The organism is Pectobacterium brasiliense, assembly GCF_013449685.1.
In the GTDB taxonomy this organism is placed as follows: domain Bacteria; phylum Pseudomonadota; class Gammaproteobacteria; order Enterobacterales; family Enterobacteriaceae; genus Pectobacterium; species Pectobacterium brasiliense_A.
This window is the reverse complement of sequence record NZ_JACDSF010000017.1, coordinates 104,274-125,713: the sequence shown is the minus strand read 5'-3', so window position 1 is coordinate 125,713 and position 21,440 is coordinate 104,274. Positions and strand designations below refer to the sequence as shown.

General features: G+C 51.6%; 18 protein-coding genes. 15 read left to right on the top strand and 3 right to left on the bottom strand.

All coding sequences use genetic code 11. The features are described from left to right. Window positions 1–39 precede the first annotated feature (39 nt). The gene (locus tag H0248_RS08320) at window positions 40–1,254 is read right to left on the bottom strand and encodes a pyridoxal phosphate-dependent aminotransferase (protein ID WP_102117723.1); all 1,215 of its coding nucleotides are present in this window, start codon (window positions 1,252–1,254) and stop codon (window positions 40–42) included. Between the two features lie 501 nt (window positions 1,255–1,755). Between H0248_RS08320 and lrhA the strand changes: the two genes are divergently transcribed. The 15 genes from lrhA to elaB all read left to right on the top strand — a co-directional run bounded on the left by lrhA (window position 1,756) and on the right by elaB (window position 19,123). Then, window positions 1,756–2,706: a transcriptional regulator LrhA gene (gene lrhA, locus H0248_RS08315; protein ID WP_102117791.1), complete on the top strand. Its 951-nt coding sequence runs from the start codon at window positions 1,756–1,758 to the stop codon at window positions 2,704–2,706. 677 nt (window positions 2,707–3,383) lie between these two features. Continuing rightward, window positions 3,384–3,824, top strand: coding sequence for an NADH-quinone oxidoreductase subunit A (locus H0248_RS08310; RefSeq protein ID WP_010278904.1), 441 nt, complete (start codon window positions 3,384–3,386; stop codon window positions 3,822–3,824). A gap of 17 nt (window positions 3,825–3,841) precedes the next feature. Continuing rightward, on the top strand, window positions 3,842–4,516 hold the full coding sequence (locus H0248_RS08305) for a NuoB/complex I 20 kDa subunit family protein (RefSeq protein ID WP_005969846.1): 675 nt from the start codon (window positions 3,842–3,844) through the stop codon (window positions 4,514–4,516). A gap of 98 nt (window positions 4,517–4,614) precedes the next feature. Next, complete coding sequence (nuoC, locus tag H0248_RS08300) at window positions 4,615–6,414, top strand: NADH-quinone oxidoreductase subunit C/D (RefSeq protein ID WP_039484051.1); 1,800 nt, start codon at window positions 4,615–4,617, stop codon at window positions 6,412–6,414. Between the two features lie 2 nt (window positions 6,415–6,416). Continuing rightward, window positions 6,417–6,962, top strand: coding sequence for an NADH-quinone oxidoreductase subunit NuoE (nuoE, locus tag H0248_RS08295; protein ID WP_102117725.1), 546 nt, complete (start codon window positions 6,417–6,419; stop codon window positions 6,960–6,962). Further along, window positions 6,959–8,308 (top strand): NADH-quinone oxidoreductase subunit NuoF, encoded by a 1,350-nt coding sequence (nuoF, locus tag H0248_RS08290; RefSeq protein ID WP_138255989.1) that lies wholly within the window; start codon window positions 6,959–6,961, stop codon window positions 8,306–8,308. Before nuoE ends, nuoF begins: the two co-directional genes overlap by 4 nt. A 186-nt stretch (window positions 8,309–8,494) precedes the next feature. Further along, a complete protein-coding gene (gene nuoG, locus H0248_RS08285; protein WP_180785523.1) occupies window positions 8,495–11,221 on the top strand; it encodes an NADH-quinone oxidoreductase subunit NuoG in 2,727 nt (908 codons plus the stop codon). Then, window positions 11,218–12,192 carry an NADH-quinone oxidoreductase subunit NuoH gene (nuoH, locus tag H0248_RS08280; protein ID WP_010278889.1) on the top strand — a complete coding sequence of 325 codons (975 nt, stop codon included), beginning with the start codon at window positions 11,218–11,220 and terminating at the stop codon, window positions 12,190–12,192. The genes nuoG and nuoH overlap by 4 nt, the downstream gene beginning before the upstream one ends. Before the next feature lie 17 nt (window positions 12,193–12,209). After that, window positions 12,210–12,752 (top strand): NADH-quinone oxidoreductase subunit NuoI, encoded by a 543-nt coding sequence (nuoI, locus tag H0248_RS08275; protein WP_010278884.1) that lies wholly within the window; start codon window positions 12,210–12,212, stop codon window positions 12,750–12,752. Window positions 12,753–12,761: 9 nt separating this feature from the next. After that, window positions 12,762–13,322 (top strand): NADH-quinone oxidoreductase subunit J, encoded by a 561-nt coding sequence (nuoJ, locus tag H0248_RS08270; protein WP_010278881.1) that lies wholly within the window; start codon window positions 12,762–12,764, stop codon window positions 13,320–13,322. Continuing rightward, the gene (nuoK, locus tag H0248_RS08265; RefSeq protein WP_005969835.1) at window positions 13,319–13,621 is read left to right on the top strand and encodes an NADH-quinone oxidoreductase subunit NuoK; all 303 of its coding nucleotides are present in this window, start codon (window positions 13,319–13,321) and stop codon (window positions 13,619–13,621) included. The genes nuoJ and nuoK overlap by 4 nt, the downstream gene beginning before the upstream one ends. Next, window positions 13,618–15,465 (top strand): NADH-quinone oxidoreductase subunit L, encoded by a 1,848-nt coding sequence (gene nuoL / locus H0248_RS08260; protein WP_180785521.1) that lies wholly within the window; start codon window positions 13,618–13,620, stop codon window positions 15,463–15,465. Before nuoK ends, nuoL begins: the two co-directional genes overlap by 4 nt. A 100-nt stretch (window positions 15,466–15,565) precedes the next feature. Beyond that, entirely contained in the window at window positions 15,566–17,101 is a 1,536-nt protein-coding gene (nuoM, locus tag H0248_RS08255) for an NADH-quinone oxidoreductase subunit M (RefSeq protein WP_180785519.1), read from the top strand. A 6-nt stretch (window positions 17,102–17,107) separates the two neighbouring features. After that, window positions 17,108–18,565: an NADH-quinone oxidoreductase subunit NuoN gene (nuoN, locus tag H0248_RS08250; RefSeq protein WP_180785517.1), complete on the top strand. Its 1,458-nt coding sequence runs from the start codon at window positions 17,108–17,110 to the stop codon at window positions 18,563–18,565. A 246-nt stretch (window positions 18,566–18,811) separates the two neighbouring features. Then, window positions 18,812–19,123 carry a stress response protein ElaB gene (elaB, locus tag H0248_RS08245; protein WP_010295366.1) on the top strand — a complete coding sequence of 104 codons (312 nt, stop codon included), beginning with the start codon at window positions 18,812–18,814 and terminating at the stop codon, window positions 19,121–19,123. A 616-nt stretch (window positions 19,124–19,739) separates the two neighbouring features. On the opposite strand, the gene H0248_RS08240 is transcribed toward elaB, so the two are convergent. Further along, window positions 19,740–20,300 (bottom strand): GNAT family N-acetyltransferase, encoded by a 561-nt coding sequence (locus H0248_RS08240; protein WP_180785516.1) that lies wholly within the window; start codon window positions 20,298–20,300, stop codon window positions 19,740–19,742. 13 nt (window positions 20,301–20,313) lie between these two features. After that, on the bottom strand, window positions 20,314–21,210 hold the full coding sequence (locus H0248_RS08235) for a PhzF family phenazine biosynthesis protein (protein ID WP_180785515.1): 897 nt from the start codon (window positions 21,208–21,210) through the stop codon (window positions 20,314–20,316). Window positions 21,211–21,440: the final 230 nt, after the last annotated feature.

Sequence of the window (21,440 nt, the reverse complement as noted above, 5' to 3'; positions counted from 1 at the left end):
GGTGATTGCCCGGCGAGGATAGGCGCGATGACTGCTGGGCTATTGGTGATAGTGCCCAAGGAAACGCCCTAATTTGTGGATCGCCATGTCCAGTTCATCAATACGCGGTAGCGTGACGATACGTACATGGTCTGGGTAAGGCCAGTTAAATGCAGTTCCCTGAACCAGCAACACTTTTTCCTGTAACAGGAGATCCAGCACCAGTTTTTGGTCGTCGTGGATATTAAAGCGTTTGGCATCAATGCGTGGGAACATATAAAGCGCGCCACGTGGTTTTACGCATGACACGCCAGGGATCTGATTGATCAATTCCCAAGAGCGGTTGCGCTGTTCGTACAGGCGTCCACCGGGTTGAATAAACTCACTGATGCTTTGATAGCCGCCCAAGGCGGTTTGAATCGCATGCTGCATTGGCACGTTGGCACACAAACGCATGGAAGCCAGCATTTCCAGCCCTTCAATATACCCTTTGGCGTGTTTTTTCGGACCGTTCAGTACCATCCAACCTTGACGGAAACCTGCCACACGATACGTCTTGGACAGGCCATTAAACGTGACGGTCAGCAGATCTGGGGCGAGTGCTGCAATCGAGTGGTGCTGCGCATCGTCATACAGAATTTTGTCGTAAATTTCGTCGGCGAAAATGATCAGGTTGTGTTCGCGTGCAATTGCCACGATATCCAGCAGCAGCGCTTTGCTGTAGACCGCACCCGTTGGATTATTAGGGTTAATGATGACAATACCGCGCGTATTGGCCGTGATTTTTTTACGGATATCATCCAGATCGGGGAACCAATCGGAGGATTCATCGCAGAGATAGTGAACGGCATTGCCGTTAGACAGGGAAACTGCCGCGGTCCAAAGCGGGTAGTCCGGTGCAGGTACCAGCATTTCATCGCCTGGGTTAAGCAGAGCCTGCATGGATTGCACGATGAGTTCGGAAACACCGTTACCGATATAGACGTCTTCAACCGTCATATCGCGCATATCCCGCGCCTGATAGTGCTGAACAATGGCTTTGCGAGCGGAATAGAGGCCTTTGGAATCACAGTAGCCCTGTGCCGTTGGCAGGTTACGGATGACATCGACCAGAATTTCGTCCGGTGCCTCGAAGCCGAAAGGGGCAGGGTTGCCAATATTCAGTTTAAGGACTTTATTACCTTCTTCTTCAAGCCGCTTGGCTTCCTTTAAGACTGGGCCACGGATGTCATAGCATACGTTCTCCAGCTTCTTGGATTTTTCAATCGGAGACATAAATAGTACGAACCTTTTGCAGAGAGCGCATATTCCCAGACGGAATAGCATAACCTGCTTAATGTACTCCTCCTATAGTACCTTTTGAAGAATGATTATCGCTTTCGCTGCAAATGATTGCGCATCTGCACTATATGGTTGTGTACTCGTTGGATGGTGCGATATGGTAGGGGGCGGACGACTGTTCATGTCGCACTTTTTTAGCGCCAAAATAGGGTGACAGGGAGATCGCGTTTATTTAAGTGTGGAGCGTATTTATTTCGCAAGGTGAAATAAAGGGAAGGTGCCGTTTTTATTGAATTAAGGATTAAGGCTGGTGAGCCATTTAATTATATGATGTCTTACCAATGGAAAGGCGATAGGGGTAACGAAATATAAGTATTTTTTTGCCCTTATCGTGCGTCTGCGATAGTGTCTTTAAATGTATCGGTCATTACCTGTACATGTAATAAAACACCAGGAATATTTTGTTAAAATTAAAATAGATAAGTGAAAAATCGTATGACCAGTGCAAATCGACCAGTACTTAATCTCGATCTTGATTTACTGAGGACGTTTGTCGCCGTTGCAGATTTAAATACGTTTGCAGCTGCGGCGGCCGCAGTTAATCGAACTCAATCGGCTGTCAGCCAGCAGATGCAGAGGCTGGAGCAACTCATCGGAAAGGAGCTATTTGCTCGGCACGGGCGCAATAAATTGCTGACCGAACATGGTGTTCAGTTTCTGGGTTATGCCAGAAAAATATTACAATTCAATGATGAAGCCTGTATTTCATTAATGTACAGCGATATTCAGGGTATGTTGACCATTGGAGCGTCTGATGATACTGCAGACACTATCCTTCCTTATATTTTACACCGAGTGACATCTGTATTTCCTAAACTCTCCGTCAATGTCAGCGTAAAGCGTAGCGCTGAAATGATGGAGATGCTGAATGAGGGAAAAATAGATCTGGTCATTACCACAATGAACGGTGTGGTGTTTCCTCATGTGTTATTGCGTAGTTCTCCGACGCTATGGTACTGCGCCGCGGATTATCAGTTCCGAGCGCAAGAACCCGTGCCTCTGGTTGTTCTGGATGAACCGAGCCCTTTCCGTACGCTGGCTATGCAGCAACTGACGGCTGCGGGGATCCCTTGGCGAATTGCTTATGTGGCTTCAACGCTGTCTGCGGTACGTGCTGCGGTGAAGGCTGGCATGGGTATCACCGTACGTTCAGTAGAAATGATGAGCCCAGAACTGCGGGTGTTGGGTGAAGAGGAGGGGTTGCCGAGATTGCCTGAAACACGTTATTTCCTCTGCCAGAACCCTAACCAGGAGAACGAACTGGCGACGGCAATTTTCAATGTGATTGAATCAGGGAAGCCCTCTCACATTACGCCTGTCAGCCTGTTAGCAAACAGCGCGAATGCAAAACTGTCTTCTGATCCGTCACTGAAGGACGCGATCTAATCGTAATGGGAAGTTAACTATCATTCGGGGAGGGTAGGGATGCACCCCGAATGATGATGATTTATGACTAACGTGTTAAACCGAAATCGGCAGCGCCTTCTTGGCCTGATTTCTTCACGCCGATCCCACTTTGCGTTTCCCATTTCACATCAATAGGCTAGGTGTGCGGAGATTAATGATCCCTTCCAGTTTATAAAACACCGGTTCTATTTTTTTAAAATAATGTTATGGAAAATAGCATCAAACCTTGTTCAGCATCAGCTTGATTTTTTTACTAACTAAATTGGTAAAAATGTGTGCTGGATCAAAAAATACCCCTAATAACCACATGGGGGAACAGGCATTTTCTGTGAAAATGGTATAGTGACGTAGTGAACTTGCTTCCTGTGCTGCTGCACACTGGTTAACTGACAAAAGTACTGATTCGATTTAGCTGCGGATGAGAACACAAAATGTTAACAAAACAGCGTGCATGTAAAGTAATGTACTGTTATTTTTAGTAAGGTTGAAAAAAAGGTTACAAATTTAGGGGCTCAACCATACCAAGCAAGGCTTACCTGATACGTTTCCGTGCTTTTTTGTGGTTATTAATCCTTCCTTTTAATCGATGTGGCGCATTAACTGCCGATAATAGAGCAGAGATGTTACCCGCCACTTTTGATGAGTAAGCAAAGAGAATGTCAACAACTACTGAAATCCTCGCCCATCATTGGGCATTTGGGCTATTCCTTATCATTGCCGTAGGCCTTTGTGTCTTTATGCTGACCGGTGGGTTCTTGCTGGGGGGAAGAGCAAAAGGCAGGGCCAAAAACGTACCTTATGAATCCGGTATCGACTCCGTAGGTTCAGCACGGTTACGCCTGTCTGCTAAATTTTATCTTGTCGCTATGTTCTTCGTTATCTTCGACGTTGAAGCCCTCTATCTCTACGCTTGGGCTGTGTCTATCAAAGAAAGCGGCTGGATTGGCTTCATTGAAGCAACCATTTTCATTTTGGTGCTGTTGGCTGGTTTGATTTACTTGGTTCGCGTTGGGGCACTTGACTGGACCCCAGTACGTTCCAAGAGACAAGTCGTTAAATCAGACATCATCAACACTACCAACAATCATCCGCAGTAACAGCGAGGCATTTTAAGATGGACTATACGCTCACCCGCATAGAGCCGGACGGTGAGAATGACCGTTATCCCCTGCAACGTCAGGAGATCGTTTCCGACCCTCTGGAGCAACATGTTCACCGCAGTGTCTACATGGGCAAACTGGAACATGCATTACACGATACGGTGAACTGGGGTCGTCAGAACTCCCTGTGGCCGTACAACTTTGGCCTGTCCTGTTGCTACGTAGAAATGGTGACATCATTTACCGCCGTCCATGACGTCGCGCGTTTTGGTGCTGAGGTTCTGCGTGCGTCGCCACGTCAGGCTGACTTCATGGTAGTCGCGGGAACCTGTTTTACCAAAATGGCCCCTGTGATTCAGCGTCTGTACGAGCAAATGCTGGAACCTAAGTGGGTTATCTCCATGGGCGCATGTGCTAACTCCGGCGGTATGTACGATATTTATTCCGTCGTTCAGGGCGTAGATAAATTCCTGCCTGTTGATGTGTATATTCCGGGCTGCCCTCCGCGTCCTGAAGCCTACATGCAAGCGCTGTTGCTGCTGAAAGAATCCATCGGTAAAGAACGCCGCCCTCTGTCATGGGTGGTGGGTGAACAGGGCGTTTACCGCGCCAACATGCAATCTGAGCGTGAGCGCAAACGCGGCGAGCGAATCGCTGTGACCAACCTGCGTTCGCCTGATGAGATTTGACCTGTAGATGATAAACCCGGTGGCCGTGTAATACCTCGATAATAGTGTGCGGTCATTATCAGCTACAGAAATAGCACATTTAATGTGGTGACATATTTATGACAGATTTAACGACACACGATCTCGCTCAGCCAGGCTGGCAAACCCGCGATCATCTTAACGATCCGGTCGTTGGCGAACTGTGTAACCGTTTTGGACCAGATGCATTTACTGTACAGGCAACCCGCACAGGTATCCCTGTTGTGTGGGTCAAACGTGAGCAATTACTGGATGTTGTCGCATTCCTGAAAAAACAGCCGAAGCCTTATGTCATGCTGTTTGACCTGCACGGTATGGATGAGCGCCTGCGCACCCATCGTGAGGGTTTACCTGCCGCCGACTACTCCGTCTTTTATCACCTCATTTCCATTGAGCGTAACCGCGATATCATGCTGAAAGTCGCGTTGGCTGAAAATGATATGCATTTGCCGACCGTGACCAAACTGTTCCCGAATGCCAACTGGTATGAACGGGAAACGTGGGAGATGTTCGGTATGACCTTTGATGGTCACCCGCACCTGACGCGCATCATGATGCCGCAGACGTGGGAAGGGCATCCGTTGCGTAAAGATTATCCGGCGCGTGCGACCGAATTCGATCCTTTCGAGCTGACCAAGCAGAAAGAAGATCTGGAGATGGAATCGCTGACGTTCAAACCGGAAGAGTGGGGAATGAAGCGCGGTACTGAAAACGAGGACTTCATGTTCCTCAACCTCGGTCCGAACCACCCGTCTTCACACGGTGCCTTCCGTATTATCCTGCAATTGGACGGCGAAGAAATCGTCGACTGCGTGCCTGATGTGGGTTACCACCATCGCGGTGCGGAGAAAATGGGCGAGCGCCAATCCTGGCACAGCTACATTCCTTATACTGACCGTATTGAATACCTCGGCGGCTGCGTTAACGAAATGCCGTACGTACTGGCCGTGGAAAAACTGGCAGGTATTGAGGTGCCGGATCGCGTCAAAACGATTCGCGTCATGCTGTCTGAGTTGTTCCGTATTAATAGCCACCTGCTGTACATCAGTACCTATATTCAGGACGTCGGTGCGATGACACCGGTGTTCTTTGCGTTTACAGACCGCCAGAAAATTTACGATTTGGTTGAAGCGATTACCGGCTTCCGTATGCACCCAGCGTGGTTCCGTATTGGCGGTGTGGCACACGATCTACCACGCGGTTGGGAACGTCTGCTGCGTGAATTCCTTGATTGGATGCCAGCGCGTTTGGATACCTATGTCAAATCTGCATTGCAGAACACCATTCTAAAAGGCCGTACTCAGGGCGTTGCTGCCTACAATGCGAAAGAAGCATTGGAATGGGGCGTAACGGGTGCAGGTCTGCGTGCTACTGGTATCGGTTTCGACGTACGTAAATGGCGTCCGTATTCCGGCTATGAAAACTTTGACTTTGAAGTGCCAGTAGGCGACGGCATCAGCGATTGCTATAGCCGCGTGATGCTGAAAGTTGAAGAACTGCGCCAGAGCTTACGTATTCTGGATCAGTGCCTCAAGAACATGCCTGAAGGCCCGTTCAAAGCAGATCACCCGCTGACGACGCCGCCGCCAAAAGAGCGCACGTTGCAGCATATCGATACGCTGATCAACCACTTTCTTCAGGTTTCTTGGGGACCGGTTATGCCTGCCAATGAATCATTCCAGATGGTCGAGGCAACGAAAGGCATCAACAGCTATTACCTGACCAGTGACGGCGGCACGATGAGCTATCGTACCCGTATTCGCACGCCGAGCTATGCGCATCTGCAACAGATTCCTTCTGTCATTCGCGGATGTTTGGTATCCGACCTGATCGTTTACCTCGGCAGTATTGATTTCGTAATGTCAGATGTGGACCGCTAATTATGCATGATCACAACAATCACGATCATATTGACGCTCAGGGACAGCCTGCTGCCGATTCGCTGACAAAAGACACTGCTTTTGTATTGACTGACGCCGAACGTGACGCTATTGAGCACGAAAAACATCACTACGAAGATGCACGCGCCGCGTCAATCGAAGCACTGAAAATTGTGCAAAAAGAACGTGGCTGGGTGCCGGATGGGGCTATCCACGCGATTGCCGATCTGCTGGGTATCCCGGCCAGTGACGTGGAAGGCGTGGCAACGTTCTATAGCCAGATTTTCCGTCAGCCTGTCGGGCGTCATGTTATTCGCTATTGCGACAGCGTCGTGTGCCACATCAATGGCTATCAGGGCGTTCAGGCTGCGCTTGAGCGTAAGCTCAGCATCAAACCGGGACAGACAACGTTCGATGGACGTTTCACGCTGTTGCCGACCTGCTGCCTGGGGAACTGCGACAAGGGGCCGTCAATGATGATTGACGATGATACCCACAGCCATGTGACGCCGGAAGGTATTGAATCGTTATTGGAGCAGTATCAATGAGTAAAGACATTGTTCTGACTGCTGAGCAGCATCCTCTGACCTGGCGTTTACGTGCAGACAAACAGCCAGTATGGCTGGATGAATATCGCAGCAAAAACGGCTATGTCGCCGCGCAAAAAGCGTTAACCGGCATGGCGCAGGATGAAGTGGTCTCACTGGTTAAAGACGCTGGCCTGAAAGGGCGTGGCGGCGCGGGTTTTTCGACAGGCTTGAAGTGGAGCTTGATGCCGAAAGACGAAAGCATGAATATCCGCTACCTGCTATGTAACGCGGATGAGATGGAGCCTGGTACTTATAAAGACCGCCTGCTGATGGAGCAAGAGCCTCATCTGCTGGTTGAAGGCATGCTGATCAGCGCCTTTGCGCTGAAAGCCTACCGCGGCTACATCTTCCTGCGCGGTGAATACATCGAAGCTGCCGTTCACCTGCGTCGCGCAATCGAAGAAGCGAAAGCGGCTGGCCTGCTGGGTAAAAATATTCTGGGCAGCGGGTTTGATTTCGAGCTGTTCGTGCATACCGGTGCTGGGCGTTATATCTGCGGTGAAGAAACAGCACTGATTAACTCGCTGGAAGGCCGTCGTGCTAACCCTCGCTCTAAGCCGCCGTTCCCGGCGTCTGCGGGTGTGTGGGGCAAACCGACCTGCGTCAACAACGTGGAAACGCTGTGTAACGTACCGGCAATTATTGAGCACGGTGCGGCGTGGTATCAAGGGCTGTCTGCGGGTAAAAGTAAAGATGCAGGCACGAAACTGATGGGCTTCTCCGGCCGCGTCAAGAATCCGGGCCTGTGGGAACTGCCGTTCGGTACGACTGCGCGTGAAATTCTGGAAGACTACGCGGGCGGTATGCGCGATGGTCTGAAGCTGAAAGCCTGGCAACCGGGTGGTGCCGGTACGGATTTCTTGACGGAAAGTCATCTCGATCTGCCGATGGATTTTGAGCACATTGCGAAAGCGGGTAGCCGTATGGGGACCGCGCTGGCGATGGCCGTCGATCACGAAATCAATATGGTTTCGCTGACCCGCAATCTCGAAGAATTCTTCGCCCGTGAATCTTGTGGCTGGTGTACGCCGTGCCGCGATGGTCTGCCGTGGAGTGTGAAGATTCTGCGTGCGTTGGAGAAGGGAGAAGGCCAGCCTGGCGATATCGAAACGCTGGAGCAACTTTGCCGTTTCCTCGGACCGGGTAACACCTTCTGTGCGCATGCGCCGGGTGCGGTCGAACCTTTGCAAAGCGCCATCAAGTATTTCCGGGAAGAATTCGAAGCGGGTATCTCTAAACAGTATTTAGGCAATGTCAAAGCGATTGGCGGTATTCAGCCTAACCTGTTGAAAGAGCGCTGGTAAGATATCGCTCAACACGTGCGAGATGCAGTGAATGTATCCGCAGGGTGGCGCAAATAAGCCCCCCTCATAAACCCAATAGATTTCAAGACGCAGGTAGCCAACGCATTTGCGATTTGAAAGTGAGGGTATACAGAATTTTTGATTAGCGCTCGTGGTAACACGGGCCATTATGGAAGCATGCTGACTATGGCTACTATTCATGTAGACGGCAAAGAGTATGAAGTAAACGGAGCAGACAACCTTCTGGAAGCTTGCCTGACTCTGGGACTTGATATTCCTTACTTTTGCTGGCACCCCGCGCTCGGGAGCGTCGGATCCTGCCGCCTCTGTGCGGTAAAACAGTACCAAAACGCGGAAGACACCCGCGGTCGTCTGGTGATGTCTTGTATGACACCAGCAACCGAAGGAACGTTCATCGCGATTGAAGATGAAGAAGCGAAGCTATTCCGTAAGACGATAGTTGAGTTTCTGATGACCAACCACCCGCACGATTGTCCGGTATGTGAGGAAGGCGGTAACTGTCATTTGCAGGATATGACGGTGATGACGGGGCAGAACTTCCGTCGCTATCGCTTCACCAAACGTACCCATCGCAATCAGGATCTCGGGCCGTTCATTTCTCATGAGATGAACCGCTGTATCGCGTGCTATCGCTGCGTGCGTTACTACAAAGATTACGCGGATGGCAAAGATCTCGGCGTTTACGGTGCTCACGACAACGTCTACTTCGGTCGCCCAGAAGATGGCACGCTGGAAAGCGAGTTCTCCGGTAACCTGGTTGAAGTGTGTCCTACCGGTGTATTCACCGATAAAACGCACTCTGAGCGCTATAACCGTAAATGGGATATGCAGTTTGCACCGAGCGTCTGCCAGCAGTGCAGCATCGGCTGTAATACCAGCCCCGGTGAACGCTATGGCGAACTGCGTCGTATCGAAAACCGTTTCAACGGTAGCGTAAACCACTATTTCCTGTGTGACCGCGGCCGTTTTGGTTACGGCTATGTCAACCAGAAAGACCGTCCGAACCAGCCGCTGCAACGTCGTGGTGATGACTGGATCGCGCTGAATGCCGATCAGGCATTGCAAGGTGCGGCGGATGTGCTGCGTCAGGCGAAGAAAACGATCGGTATCGGTTCACCGCGTGCCAGCATTGAAAGCAACTTCGCGTTGCGTGAGTTAGTTGGTGCTGAAAACTTCTACACCGGTATCGCGCAGGAAGAACAAAATCGTCTGCAACTGATCCTGAAAGTGCTGCGCGAAAGCGGTGTGAGAACACCGGCGCTGCGTGAGATCGAAGGCTACGATGCGGTTCTGATTCTGGGTGAAGACTTGACGCAGACGGGTGCGCGTATCGCACTGGCTGTTCGCCAGGCCGTTAAAGGTAAAGCTCGCGAAATGGCAGCCGCACAGAAAGTGGCTGACTGGCAGATTGCGGCAATCATGAACATCGGTCAGCATGCCAAGCATCCGCTGTTTGTCACCAACGTTGACAACACCCGTCTGGACGACATCGCCGCATGGAACTACCGTGCGCCGGTTGCCGATCAGGCTCGTCTTGGCTTCGCCATTGCACACGGTCTGGATAGCAGCGCGCCAGCAGTTACCGATCTGGCTGCGGGCCTCGACCAGAAAGTCGATATCATCGTACAGGCGCTGGCCGGTGCGAAAAAACCACTCATCATCTCCGGTACCAATTCAGGTAGCGAGGAAGTGATCTCTGCGGCGGCAAACGTTGCCAAGGCGCTGAAAAATCGCGGTTCTGACGTCGGTATCACCTTTGTTGCTTCTGCTGCTAACAGCATCGGGCTGTCAATCATGGGTGGCGGTTCGCTGGATGACGCGCTGGCGCAGTTGGAAAACGGTGACGCCGACAGCGTGGTGGTGCTGGAGAACGATCTCTACCGTCATGCCCCCATCGCTCGCGTTGATGCCGCGCTGGAAAAAGCGGAGAACCTGATTGTGGTTGACCATCAGCGTACTCGCATCATGGATAAGGCCAGTATCATTCTGTCTGCCGCCAGCTTTGCTGAAAGCGATGGTACGTTGGTCAATCAGGAAGGCCGCGCTCAGCGTTTCTTCCAGGTTTATGACCCAACGTACTACAACGATAAGATAGTGATGCTGGAAAGCTGGCGCTGGCTGCACTCGCTGTATATCACCTATAACAGCCGTCAGGTTGACTGGACGCAGTTGGATAACGTGATTGATGCGTGTGTTGCTGAATTGCCGCAACTGGCTGCAATTAAAGATGCTGCGCCTGACGCCTCGTTCCGTATTCGTGGTCAGAAACTGTCGCGTTCACCGATTCGCTCCAGCGGCCGTACTGCGATGCGTGCCAATATCAGCGTGCATGAACCGCGTCAGCCCGTCGATAAAGACACTATGTTTGCCTTCTCAATGGAAGGGAACAACAGCCCGACAGCTAATCGTCAGCAGATTCCGTTTGCCTGGGCACCAGGCTGGAACTCACCGCAAGCCTGGAACAAATTCCAGGACGAAGTGGGCGGACATTTGCGTCATGGCGATCCGGGTGTGCGTATGATCGAAGCCGGAGAAGGTTCGCTGGCGTATTTCGATAACATTCCTGCGGCTTTCGTCCCACAAGAGGGTCAATGGCGCGTTGCGCCGTATTATCACCTGTTTGGTAGTGATGAAATGTCACAGCGTTCTGACGTGATTCAGCAGCGTATGCCAGAGCCTTACGTGATGGTGAACCCTGCTGATGCGGCAACGCTGGGCGTTAACGCCGGTGCGTTGCTGGAGTTGACCTGTGCAGGACAAACGTTACGTCTGCCACTGCGCTTAAGTGCGGCATTGAGTCAGGGACAGGTTGGTTTACCGCTGGGCTTACCGGGTATTGCACCGGTGCTGGCGGGTGCAACCGTTGAAAATCTGCGGGAGGCCGCACAATGAGTTGGTTAACACCGGAATTAATCGAAATTCTGATCTCCGTCGGAAAAGCGATCGTGATTCTGCTGGTTGTGGTGACCTGTGGCGCATTCATGAGTATGGGTGAACGTCGACTGCTCGGCCTCTTCCAGGGACGTTATGGACCGAACCGGGTAGGTTGGGGCGGTTCATTGCAGCTTGTCGCTGACATGATCAAAATGTTCTTCAAAGAAGACTGGGTGCCGAATTTCACCGATAAGGTGATCTTCACGCTGGCACCGATGATCGCGTTTACGTCAATGCTGATTGCCTTTGCGATTGTGCCGATCACGCCAACCTGGGGTGTCGCCGATCTGAACATCGGTATCCTGTTCTTCCTGATGATGGCGGGTTTGGCCGTTTACGCGGTGCTGTTTGCTGGCTGGGCAAGTAACAACAAATACTCGCTGCTGGGTGCGGTGCGTGCTTCTGCTCAAACCGTAAGCTACGAAGTGTTCATCGGCCTGTCGTTGATGGGGGTTGTCGCGCAAGCGGGCTCGTTCAACATGCGTGACATCGTCGATTCTCAGGAACACCTGTGGAACGTGATTCCGCAGTTCTTCGGCTTTATTACGTTTGCCATCGCAGGCGTGGCGGTGTGTCACCGTCACCCGTTTGACCAGCCTGAAGCTGAACAGGAACTGGCAGATGGTTACCACATTGAATACTCCGGTATGAAATTCGGTCTGTTCTTTGTCGGGGAATATATCGGGATCGTGACTGTTTCCGCGCTGATGGTGACCTTATTTTTCGGTGGCTGGCATGGTCCAATCCTGCCTCCGTTTGTCTGGTTTGCGCTGAAAACAGGCTTTTTCATGATGATGTTCATCCTGATTCGTGCTTCGTTACCCCGTCCGCGTTATGACCAGGTGATGTCTTTCGGTTGGAAAGTCTGTCTGCCGATAACGCTTTTGAATCTGCTGGCGACAGCGGCCGTCATTTTGTACAACGCTTAAGAAGGGGTGAATAAACCATGACATTGAAAGAGTTAGTGGTTGGTTTCGGCACCCAGATACGCAGTATCTGTATGGTGGGATCGAATGCTTTTAAGAAGCGCGAAACCAGAATGTATCCAGAAGAGCCTGTGAATCCACCGCCGCGCTATCGTGGTCGTATCGTGCTGACGCGTGATCCTGATGGTGAAGAGCGTTGCGTTGCCTGCAACCTGTGTGCGGTGGCCTGTCCGGTCGGCTGTATCTCATTGCAGAAAGCGGAAACCAAAGATGGTCGCTGGTATCCGGAGTTCTTCCGCGTCAACTTCTCGCGCTGCATTTTCTGTGGCTTCTGCGAAGAAGCGTGCCCTACAACCGCTATCCAACTGACGCCGGATTTCGAGATGGGCGACTACAAACGTCAGGATCTGGTGTACGAGAAAGAAGATTTGCTGATATCGGGGCCGGGTAAATATCCGGAATACAATTTCTACCGGATGGCTGGTATGGCAATCGATGGGAAAGACAAAGGCGAAGCTGAAAACGAAGCCAAACCCATTGATGTCAAAGGCCTGTTGCCCTAAGGAGCTAGCATGGAATTCGCTTTTTATACCACAGGCTTGATTGCGATACTGGCGACATTGCGCGTCATTACGCATACCAATCCTGTGCATGCATTGTTGTATATGGTCACCTCGCTTATGGCGATTGCGGGCGTATTTTTCTCGCTGGGGGCTAATTTTGCCGGCGCGCTGAGCATCATCGTGTATGCAGGTGCCATCATGGTGCTGTTCGTATTCGTGGTCATGATGCTCAACCTCGGTAATTCCGTAGAAGAACAAGAGCGGAATTGGCTGAAGCCTAGCGTCTGGATCGGTCCGAGCATTCTTTCACTGGCGTTACTGGTGATTGTCGTCAATGCCATCCTTAGCCTGAAAGAGCAGGGCATAACGGGTACGCCAGTTGAGGCGAAAGCCGTGGGTATCAGCCTGTTTGGTCCTTATGTTCTGGCTGTTGAATTGGCATCAATGCTGCTGCTGGCGGGATTGGTTGTCGCTTTCCACATTGGTCGTGAAGATAAACGTGGTGACGTTGTCAGTAAAGAAGGCGCGAACCAGGACGTTGAGAAGAAAATAACGGGGGAACGCGCATGATTCCGTTACAACATGGGTTAATTTTAGCCGCTATCCTGTTTGTTCTGGGGCTGACTGGTCTGTTGATTCGCCGTAACCTGCTGTTTATGTTGATCAGTCTCGAAATTATGATCAATGCTGCCGCGCTGGCTTTTGTCGTCGCAGGCAGTTACTGGCAGCAGCCGGATGGTCAGGTGATGTACATTCTGGCGATTACGTTGGCAGCGGCTGAGGCCAGTATTGGTCTGGCACTGTTGCTGCAAATGTATCGTCGTCGTCAGACCCTGAATATTGATACAGTCAGTGAGATGCGCGGATGAACTTACTCTATTTAACAATACTCTTCCCGCTGCTCGGCTTTCTGTTGCTGGCATTTTCTCGCGGTCGCTGGTCGGAAAATACGTCCGCGACTGTCGGTGTTGGCTCGATTGGTCTGGCAGCGTTGGTTACCGCTTGGGTTGTGGTCGATTTCATGGGCCAACAGCACGGTGGCGTGACCTTCTTTAATCAGCATTTGTGGACATGGATGGCCGTTGGCAACTTCGACATCAGCGTAACGTTGACGCTCGATGGCCTTTCGGTGACGATGCTGTCCGTTGTAACGGGCGTTGGTTTCTTTATCCACCTGTTTGCCTCCTGGTACATGCGTGGGGAAGAGGGATATTCCCGCTTCTTCGCCTACACCAACCTGTTCATCGCGAGTATGGTCATTCTGGTACTGGCGGATAACCTGTTGTTGATGTACCTCGGTTGGGAAGGGGTGGGGCTGTGCAGTTACCTGCTGATCGGTTTCTACTACACCAATCCGAAGAACGGCGCGGCGGCGATGAAAGCTTTCATCGTTACGCGTGTGGGTGACGTCTTCCTCGCCTTTGCCCTGTTCATCCTTTACAAAGAACTGGGTACGCTTAACTTCCGCGAGCTGATGGTATTGGCACCGCAGAAACTGGCTGAGGGTTCACCGGAAATCACCTGGGCTACGCTGATGTTGCTGGGTGGTGCGGTCGGTAAATCGGCACAGCTTCCGCTGCAAACCTGGCTGGCGGATGCAATGGCCGGTCCAACTCCGGTATCTGCACTGATCCACGCCGCGACGATGGTTACCGCGGGTGTTTACCTGATTGCGCGTACAAACGGCCTCTTCCTGATGGCACCGGATGTTCTGCATCTGGTAGGGATTGTGGGTGCAGTAACGCTGGTGCTGGCGGGTTTTGCCGCTCTGGTTCAAACCGACATCAAGCGCGTCTTGGCTTACTCTACCATGAGTCAGATTGGTTACATGTTCCTGGCGCTGGGCGTTCAGGCATGGGATGCCGCGATTTTCCACCTGATGACGCACGCGTTCTTTAAAGCGCTGCTGTTCCTCTCGTCTGGTTCGGTGATTCTGGCCTGCCACCACGAGCAGAACATCTTCAAGATGGGCGGCCTGCGTAAAACGATTCCGCTGGTTTATGTTTGCTTCTTGGTCGGGGGCGCGGCGTTGGCTGCACTGCCGTTGGTTACCGCAGGCTTCTTCAGTAAAGACGAGATTCTGGCTGGCGCATGGGCAAATGGTCACGTCAATCTGATGGTGGCTGGATTGGCCGGTGCCTTCATGACCTCGCTGTATACGTTCCGTATGATTTTCATCGTGTTCCACGGTGAAGAGAAAACCAAAGCGCATGCAGGAAAAGGCATTTCTCACCACTTACCGCTGGTTGTGCTGATGATTCTGTCCACCTTTATTGGTGCGATGATTGTTCCGCCGTTGCACGGTGTATTACCAGCGACGACAGAGCTTGAACACGGCCAGTTGATGACGCTGGAAATTACCTCTGGCATGGTGGCGATTGCCGGTATTCTGCTTGCTGCTGTGCTGTGGCTGGGTAAACGTCAGGCGGTGAGCAGCATCGCGAAGAGTGCTCCAGGTCGTTTCTTCTCGACCTGGTGGTTCCACGCGTGGGGCTTCGACTGGTTGTACGACCATGTCTTTGTGAAACCGTATCTGGCTATCGCGAAGCTGTTGCAGCGTGATCCGTTAAATGCATTGATGACGCTTCCGGCTACGATCACCCGTTGGGGTAACCGTGGGCTGGCGCTCAGTGCGAATGGTCAGTTGCGCTGGTACGTTGCTTCTATGGGCTTTGGTGCCGTGCTGGTGCTGGCCTTGTTACTGCTGGTCTAAGGCAGTATCCGGTAACGTATAAAAGGTAGGGCATTCCGCAGATAGGGATGCCCGCCACGGCAAGTTTTCAGATTTCTTTAATTTAGGGACACAAAACGCCATGCTACTACCTTGGCTAATTCTTCTCCCCTTTATCGGCGGTCTGCTGTGCTGGCAGTTAGAGCGTTTTGGTACGAAAGTACCGCGCTGGATAGCGTTGATTGCAATGGGGCTGACACTCGCACTGTCTCTGCAACTGTGGTTGCAAGGCGGTTACTCTCTGACGGCGCCGACAGGCGTGCCACAATGGCAATCCGAGTTTTATGTGCCATGGATTCCACGCTTCGGCATCGGTATCCATCTTGCGCTGGATGGCCTGTCGCTGCTGATGGTCGTGCTGACGGGGCTGCTGGGCGTGTTGGCAATCCTCTGTTCCTGGAATGAAATTCAGCGCTATCAGGGTTTCTTCCACCTGAACCTGCTGTGGATTCTGGGCGGCGTTATCGGTGTGTTCCTTGCCATCGACATGTTCCTGTTCTTCTTCTTCTGGGAGATGATGCTGGTACCGATGTACTTCCTGATTGCACTGTGGGGGCATAAAGGCTCCGACGGTAAAACCAGAATTACGGCGGCAACCAAGTTCTTCATTTATACCCAGGCAAGTGGCCTGATCATGTTGATCGCGATTCTGGCGCTGGTCTTTGTGCATCACAATGCCACCGGCGTGTGGACGTTCAACTATGAAGACCTGCTGAAGACGCCGATGTCATACGGTGTTGAATATCTGCTGATGCTGGGCTTCTTCATCGCATTTGCTGTAAAAATGCCTGTCGTGCCGTTGCACGGTTGGTTGCCGGATGCACACAGTCAGGCGCCAACGGCGGGTTCTGTTGACCTGGCAGGGATACTGTTGAAAACGGCGGCCTATGGTCTGCTGCGTTTCAGCCTGCCGCTGTTCCCGAATGCTTCCCATGCCTTTGCACCGATTGCCATGTGGCTGGGCGTGATTGGTATCTTCTACGGTGCCTGGCTGGCGTTTAAACAGACGGATATCAAGCGTCTGATTGCTTATACCTCTGTGTCCCACATGGGCTTCGTGATGATTGCCATCTATTCCGGTAATCAACTGGCTTATCAGGGCGCGGTGATCCAGATGATTGCGCACGGCTTGTCCGCTGCCGGTCTGTTCATTCTGTGTGGTCAGCTGTACGAGCGTCTGCATACCCGTGACATGCGTGAAATGGGCGGCCTGTGGTCGCGTCTGAAGTTCCTGCCTGCGCTGTCTTTGTTCTTTGCTGTGGCAACCTTGGGTATGCCGGGCACGGGTAACTTTGTCGGCGAATTCATGATTCTGTTCGGCAGCTATCAGGTTGTGCCGGTGATTACGGTGATCTCAACCTTCGGTCTGGTATTCGCGTCGGTCTACTCACTGATCATGATTCAGCGTGCTTATTACGGTACGCCTAAATCTGATGAACCATTGAAGAGTATGTCGCTCCGCGAATTGTCTATCGTGATGCTGTTGGTGGTATTACTGGTGTTGTTAGGGGTTTACCCGCAACCGATTCTGGATACCTCCAGTGCCGCGATGTCAAATATCCAGCAGTGGTTTATGTCGTCTGCTCCAGATTCAATTATTTCAACAACAAGGCCGTAATTCGCCATGACAATAACTCTTCAACAACTAATTGCGCTATCGCCGCTGTTGATCGTCGGATTGACGGTAGTGGTTGTGATGCTGTGCATTGCGTGGCGACGCAACCATTTTGTCAACGCAACCATGACGGTTATCGGCCTGAATATTGCGTTGCTGTCACTGTACTTTGTCGGCCAGGTTGGCCCAACGGACGTGACGCCGCTGCTGCGTGTTGATGGCTTCTCGATGTTCTATACCGGACTGGTTCTGGTTGCCAGTCTGGCAACCAGCACGTTTGCCTATCCGTGGCTGCAAGGCTACCCAGACAACCGTGATGAGTTCTACCTGCTGGTTCTGATTGCTGCGTTAGGTGGGATCCTGCTGGCGAGCGCTAACCATCTGGCATCGCTGTTCATCGGGATTGAACTGCTTTCTCTCCCGCTGTTTGGTCTGGTCGGTTATGCCTTCCGCCTGAAACGTTCGCTGGAAGCCAGTATTAAATACATGCTGCTGTCGGCGGCGGCGTCTTCCTTCCTGCTGTTTGGTATGGCGCTGATTTATGCTGAATCAGGCGATATGAGCTTTGCCAGCCTCGGTAAGAGCCTGAGCGATCACCAAATCCATGAGCCGCTGTTGCTGGCAGGCTTGGGGATGATGATTGTCGGTCTGGGCTTCAAACTGTCTCTGGTTCCGTTCCAGCTTTGGACGCCTGATGTGTATCAGGGCGCGCCTGCACCTGTGTCTACGTTTCTGGCGACGGCCGGTAAAATTGCCGTTTTCGGTGCAGTCATGCGTTTGTTCCTGTATGCGCCGATGGCTGACAGCGAATCTGTCAGAATCGTGCTGGGCGTCATCGCATTCGCGTCGATCCTGTTCGGTAACGTGATGGCGGTATCGCAAACCAACATCAAACGTCTGCTCGGCTACTCTTCCATCGCGCATTTGGGCTATTTGCTGGTTGCCCTGATTGCGGTTCAGAGTCATCAACTGGCACTGGAAACCGTAGGCGTGTATCTGGTGGGTTACCTGTTCAGCAGCCTGGGCGCGTTTGGTGTGGTTAGCCTGATGTCCAGCCCGTACCGTGGCCCAGATGCCGACTCACTGTTCTCTTACCGTGGCTTGTTCTGGCATAAACCGATTCTGTCTGCGGTGATGACGGTGATGATGCTGTCTCTGGCGGGTATTCCGATGACGCTGGGCTTCTTCGGTAAATTCTACGTACTGGCTGTCGGTGTTAACGCTGAGCTGTGGTGGCTGACTGGTGCGGTCGTGCTGGGTAGCGCCATTGGCCTGTACTACTATCTGCGCGTGATGGTCAGTTTGTTCCTGAATGCGCCGCAGGTGTTGCAGCGTGATACGCCAAACAACTGGGCTTTAACTGCTGGTGGTGTAGTCGTATTGATCTCCTCCATCGCAGTACTGTTCTTTGGTTTGTATCCGCAGCCGCTTATTTCTCTGGTGCAATTGGCGCAGCCAATGATGTAACCACTGACGAGAGTCTGCTTGAGTAATGAAGCGCCGTTGATGAGAATCAACGGCGTTTTTTTATGGCGAGCTTCCTGCTCGCCACCCTTCGGGCCGTCGCAAGCGACGTGCATTTTTTTATGGAAGCCAAATACGTTTTAGGAATGATCTGGTCTGTTGAAACCGTAGGAACGGCGCAAAATTGTCTATAGTTAATCAGGCAACGATTTATAACTCATGACTTTTCATAACAGAAGGGAGCACTTTATGGCAGCGACCAAAAAACAGCCTGAAGAAATTCGTGTCGATGATGATTTAAAACTTCTGTCTGAAACGCTGGATGAGGTATTGCGCTATACGGGCGATCAGGCAGACCAAGCCTACCTTGATTTGAAGAAGGGCGCTGAAAAAGCGCTGCTGGAAGTCAAAGCCCGTATTGGCGTAACTGACAGTTATTATGCCCGCGCCAAGCAGGTGGCCGACAAAGCCGACGTCTATGTGCATGACAAACCCTGGCACGGTATCGGTATTGGTGCCACCGTGGGGCTGGTATTAGGGTTACTGCTGGCTAAGCGCTAGTTCCTTCTAGTTTCTGGTAATTGAATTTCTGGGAATAATGTAGCGGGGTTACCCGCTACATCTCTCGATTTCCCTTAGTCCTGAATCTTATCCTCTTTGTCCGGTATTCCTTGTACCCAATAGATGGTTTTGCCGTGAAAGGAAAATGCATTGAGCTGTTTTTAAAAGAGAATGTTCAGGCATGCGGCGTGCTGCACCAATCTGCGACGTGTAGGTAGACAAAAAGGAAAGGAGGATGAGCATGGTGAAAGAGAAGCTGAAAAAACAAAAGCCGCCTGTAGGAGGCGGCTTTAGAGATTGTTTATATCACAATCAGAACGGGCTGATGATTGACCCAATACGTTCGCAGTAACTGACATAAACATCTCCCATTCTTTTAAAGAATTTGCTGATTTTGCGAAAAGTTTTCATTATCAGACTCCTCTAACGGGTTAGTTAAATGTGATGTTCATCACGTTTTTAATGGTAGCGAAGATGAGATCGGATTTCAACATTTTTGTGACGTTAGTCACAAAAACATAACGACACGATAAATGAAACACGTCGTGGAGCGAAAGAACCTGATACGCAGCAGGAAGGTCAGCGCATCAGGTAGTAGAAAGCATGCGAGGTCATATCAGGCGGGATAGTGATAAATATTGTGATCGAACCACTGCTCGCCAATCTGCTCAGCGTCTTTCTCCGTGTGGTGAAAGCGGAAGCCAAGCCGTTGAGCGACAGCGTTGCTACGCGTGTTGGCGGCTGAGGCTCTGATGACGCTGCGCTCAACGAGGTTTGCATCGGTATAGGCGGCTATCAGTGTACTGACAGCCTGAGAAACGATGCCTTTGCCTTCAAAGGTTTCGGCGATCCAATAGCCGATGACGCCTTCTTTATCCTGAATCGTGTTGAAGGAGACGATGCCAGCCAGCGCGTCGTCCCAGCGAATAATGTACACGGCGGCCGTTTTATAGAAGAAGGCCTTTCGGTTGGCGCGAATGGTTTCACGCGTGTCATCGACGCTTTTGACGGAATCCGGCCAGGGTAAAGTACGCCGTAAGCGCGCCTTTTCCTGCTGAATCAGGGTAAAAAGCGTATCTGCATCGCGTTCTTCCTGGATCGCTAGGCGCAGGTGGGGCTGATGACGCAATTCATACAGTGCATCTGTAAATGACGTATCGACAAATGGCGCTTCCATAAAATCGCTCCCTTTACCGCTGCAACGTACCGTCAACGATCGTGACGCTGTGCCCGCCGATCCACGGTTCATCGTTCAGGTAAGTGACAGTAATGCGGCCATCGCGTTGCAGCATGGTGCCCTGTCGCGCAAGGTAGCTGAGTGGCGCGGTGACGTTATTGATAGAATGCTGTTGGCGAAGCAGCGCTGCCAGACAGGCGTTGGCACTGCCGGTAACCGGATCTTCTTTGAGATGGCCACGTTCAATGTAGAACGCACGAACTTCATAATCGGCTGGCGTCGCATTATCGTGGGGGCCATAGATGGCGATGCCGTTGGTCTGGCTGAGGTTTTGCAAGGTTGAGAGTGCTTCAGCATCCGGTGTGATGTTCAGGCAAGTGTCGGCGCTGTCGACGCGAATCACAAGCCAGCGAATGCCCATGTGTACCGCGGTGGGCGGGTAGCGGTTATCGATAGCGGCACTACCCAAACCAGTAATGCCCAGCGTTTTTTCCAGCAGTGGCGCATGCTCATCACCAAACGGAACCATGGTGGCCTGCGGCGCGTGAAAAGCCAGACTGCCGTCATCATTAATATTAATTGGCACTAAGCCAACGCCGCACTGTTGCACTAACTGACCTGGGGATTTAGGGCGCAACCCTTCTTCCAGCAGGGAATGCGCGGTGCCTAGCGTAGGGTGTCCGGCAAACGGCATTTCCGATTCTGGCGTAAAAATACGAACATGGTAATCCGCTAAAGGATCGGTGGCTGGCAGGACAAACGTGGTTTCTGACAGGTTTGTCCAGCGAGCGATCTCCTGCATTTGCGCATCGGTTAATCCCTTCGCCTCCATAATGACGGCAAGCGGATTGCCCTTGAAAGACTGCTGGGTGAAAACGTCGACCTGTTTGAAACGACGTACTATCGGCATCGCATTTCTCTCCTGTATGCGCTATCGCTTAAATATTACTCAAAACTAACCGCGATCCTATCGCGCGCTTGTGGCATAATGCGCGCCAAATCACATTCCGACTCGAGTATAAGTGCTGTGTTAAGTACCAACAATATCACCATGCAGTTTCATATATAATAATTTCTTTTTACTCTACTTTGTTGGTGATTGTTGCGGTAAGACTTTACCTTCATACCTTCATACCTTCA

Bases quoted from the DNA above. Each gene is read 5' to 3' on its own strand.
- nuoK (WP_005969835.1), top strand. From the start codon at position 13,319: ATGATTCCGTTACAACATGGGTTAATTTTAGCCGCTATCCTGTTTGTT.
- nuoL (WP_180785521.1), top strand. From the start codon at position 13,618: ATGAACTTACTCTATTTAACAATACTCTTCCCGCTGCTCGGCTTTCTG.
- nuoG (WP_180785523.1), top strand. From the start codon at position 8,495: ATGGCTACTATTCATGTAGACGGCAAAGAGTATGAAGTAAACGGAGCA.
- H0248_RS08310 (WP_010278904.1), top strand. From the start codon at position 3,384: ATGTCAACAACTACTGAAATCCTCGCCCATCATTGGGCATTTGGGCTA.
- nuoE (WP_102117725.1), top strand. From the start codon at position 6,417: ATGCATGATCACAACAATCACGATCATATTGACGCTCAGGGACAGCCT.
- lrhA (WP_102117791.1), top strand. From the start codon at position 1,756: ATGACCAGTGCAAATCGACCAGTACTTAATCTCGATCTTGATTTACTG.
- nuoC (WP_039484051.1), top strand. From the start codon at position 4,615: ATGACAGATTTAACGACACACGATCTCGCTCAGCCAGGCTGGCAAACC.
- H0248_RS08305 (WP_005969846.1), top strand. From the start codon at position 3,842: ATGGACTATACGCTCACCCGCATAGAGCCGGACGGTGAGAATGACCGT.
- elaB (WP_010295366.1), top strand. From the start codon at position 18,812: ATGGCAGCGACCAAAAAACAGCCTGAAGAAATTCGTGTCGATGATGAT.
- nuoI (WP_010278884.1), top strand. From the start codon at position 12,210: ATGACATTGAAAGAGTTAGTGGTTGGTTTCGGCACCCAGATACGCAGT.
- H0248_RS08240 (WP_180785516.1), bottom strand. From the start codon at position 20,300: ATGGAAGCGCCATTTGTCGATACGTCATTTACAGATGCACTGTATGAA.
- nuoM (WP_180785519.1), top strand. From the start codon at position 15,566: ATGCTACTACCTTGGCTAATTCTTCTCCCCTTTATCGGCGGTCTGCTG.
- H0248_RS08320 (WP_102117723.1), bottom strand. From the start codon at position 1,254: ATGTCTCCGATTGAAAAATCCAAGAAGCTGGAGAACGTATGCTATGAC.
- nuoN (WP_180785517.1), top strand. From the start codon at position 17,108: ATGACAATAACTCTTCAACAACTAATTGCGCTATCGCCGCTGTTGATC.
- H0248_RS08235 (WP_180785515.1), bottom strand. From the start codon at position 21,210: ATGCCGATAGTACGTCGTTTCAAACAGGTCGACGTTTTCACCCAGCAG.
- nuoJ (WP_010278881.1), top strand. From the start codon at position 12,762: ATGGAATTCGCTTTTTATACCACAGGCTTGATTGCGATACTGGCGACA.
- nuoF (WP_138255989.1), top strand. From the start codon at position 6,959: ATGAGTAAAGACATTGTTCTGACTGCTGAGCAGCATCCTCTGACCTGG.
- nuoH (WP_010278889.1), top strand. From the start codon at position 11,218: ATGAGTTGGTTAACACCGGAATTAATCGAAATTCTGATCTCCGTCGGA.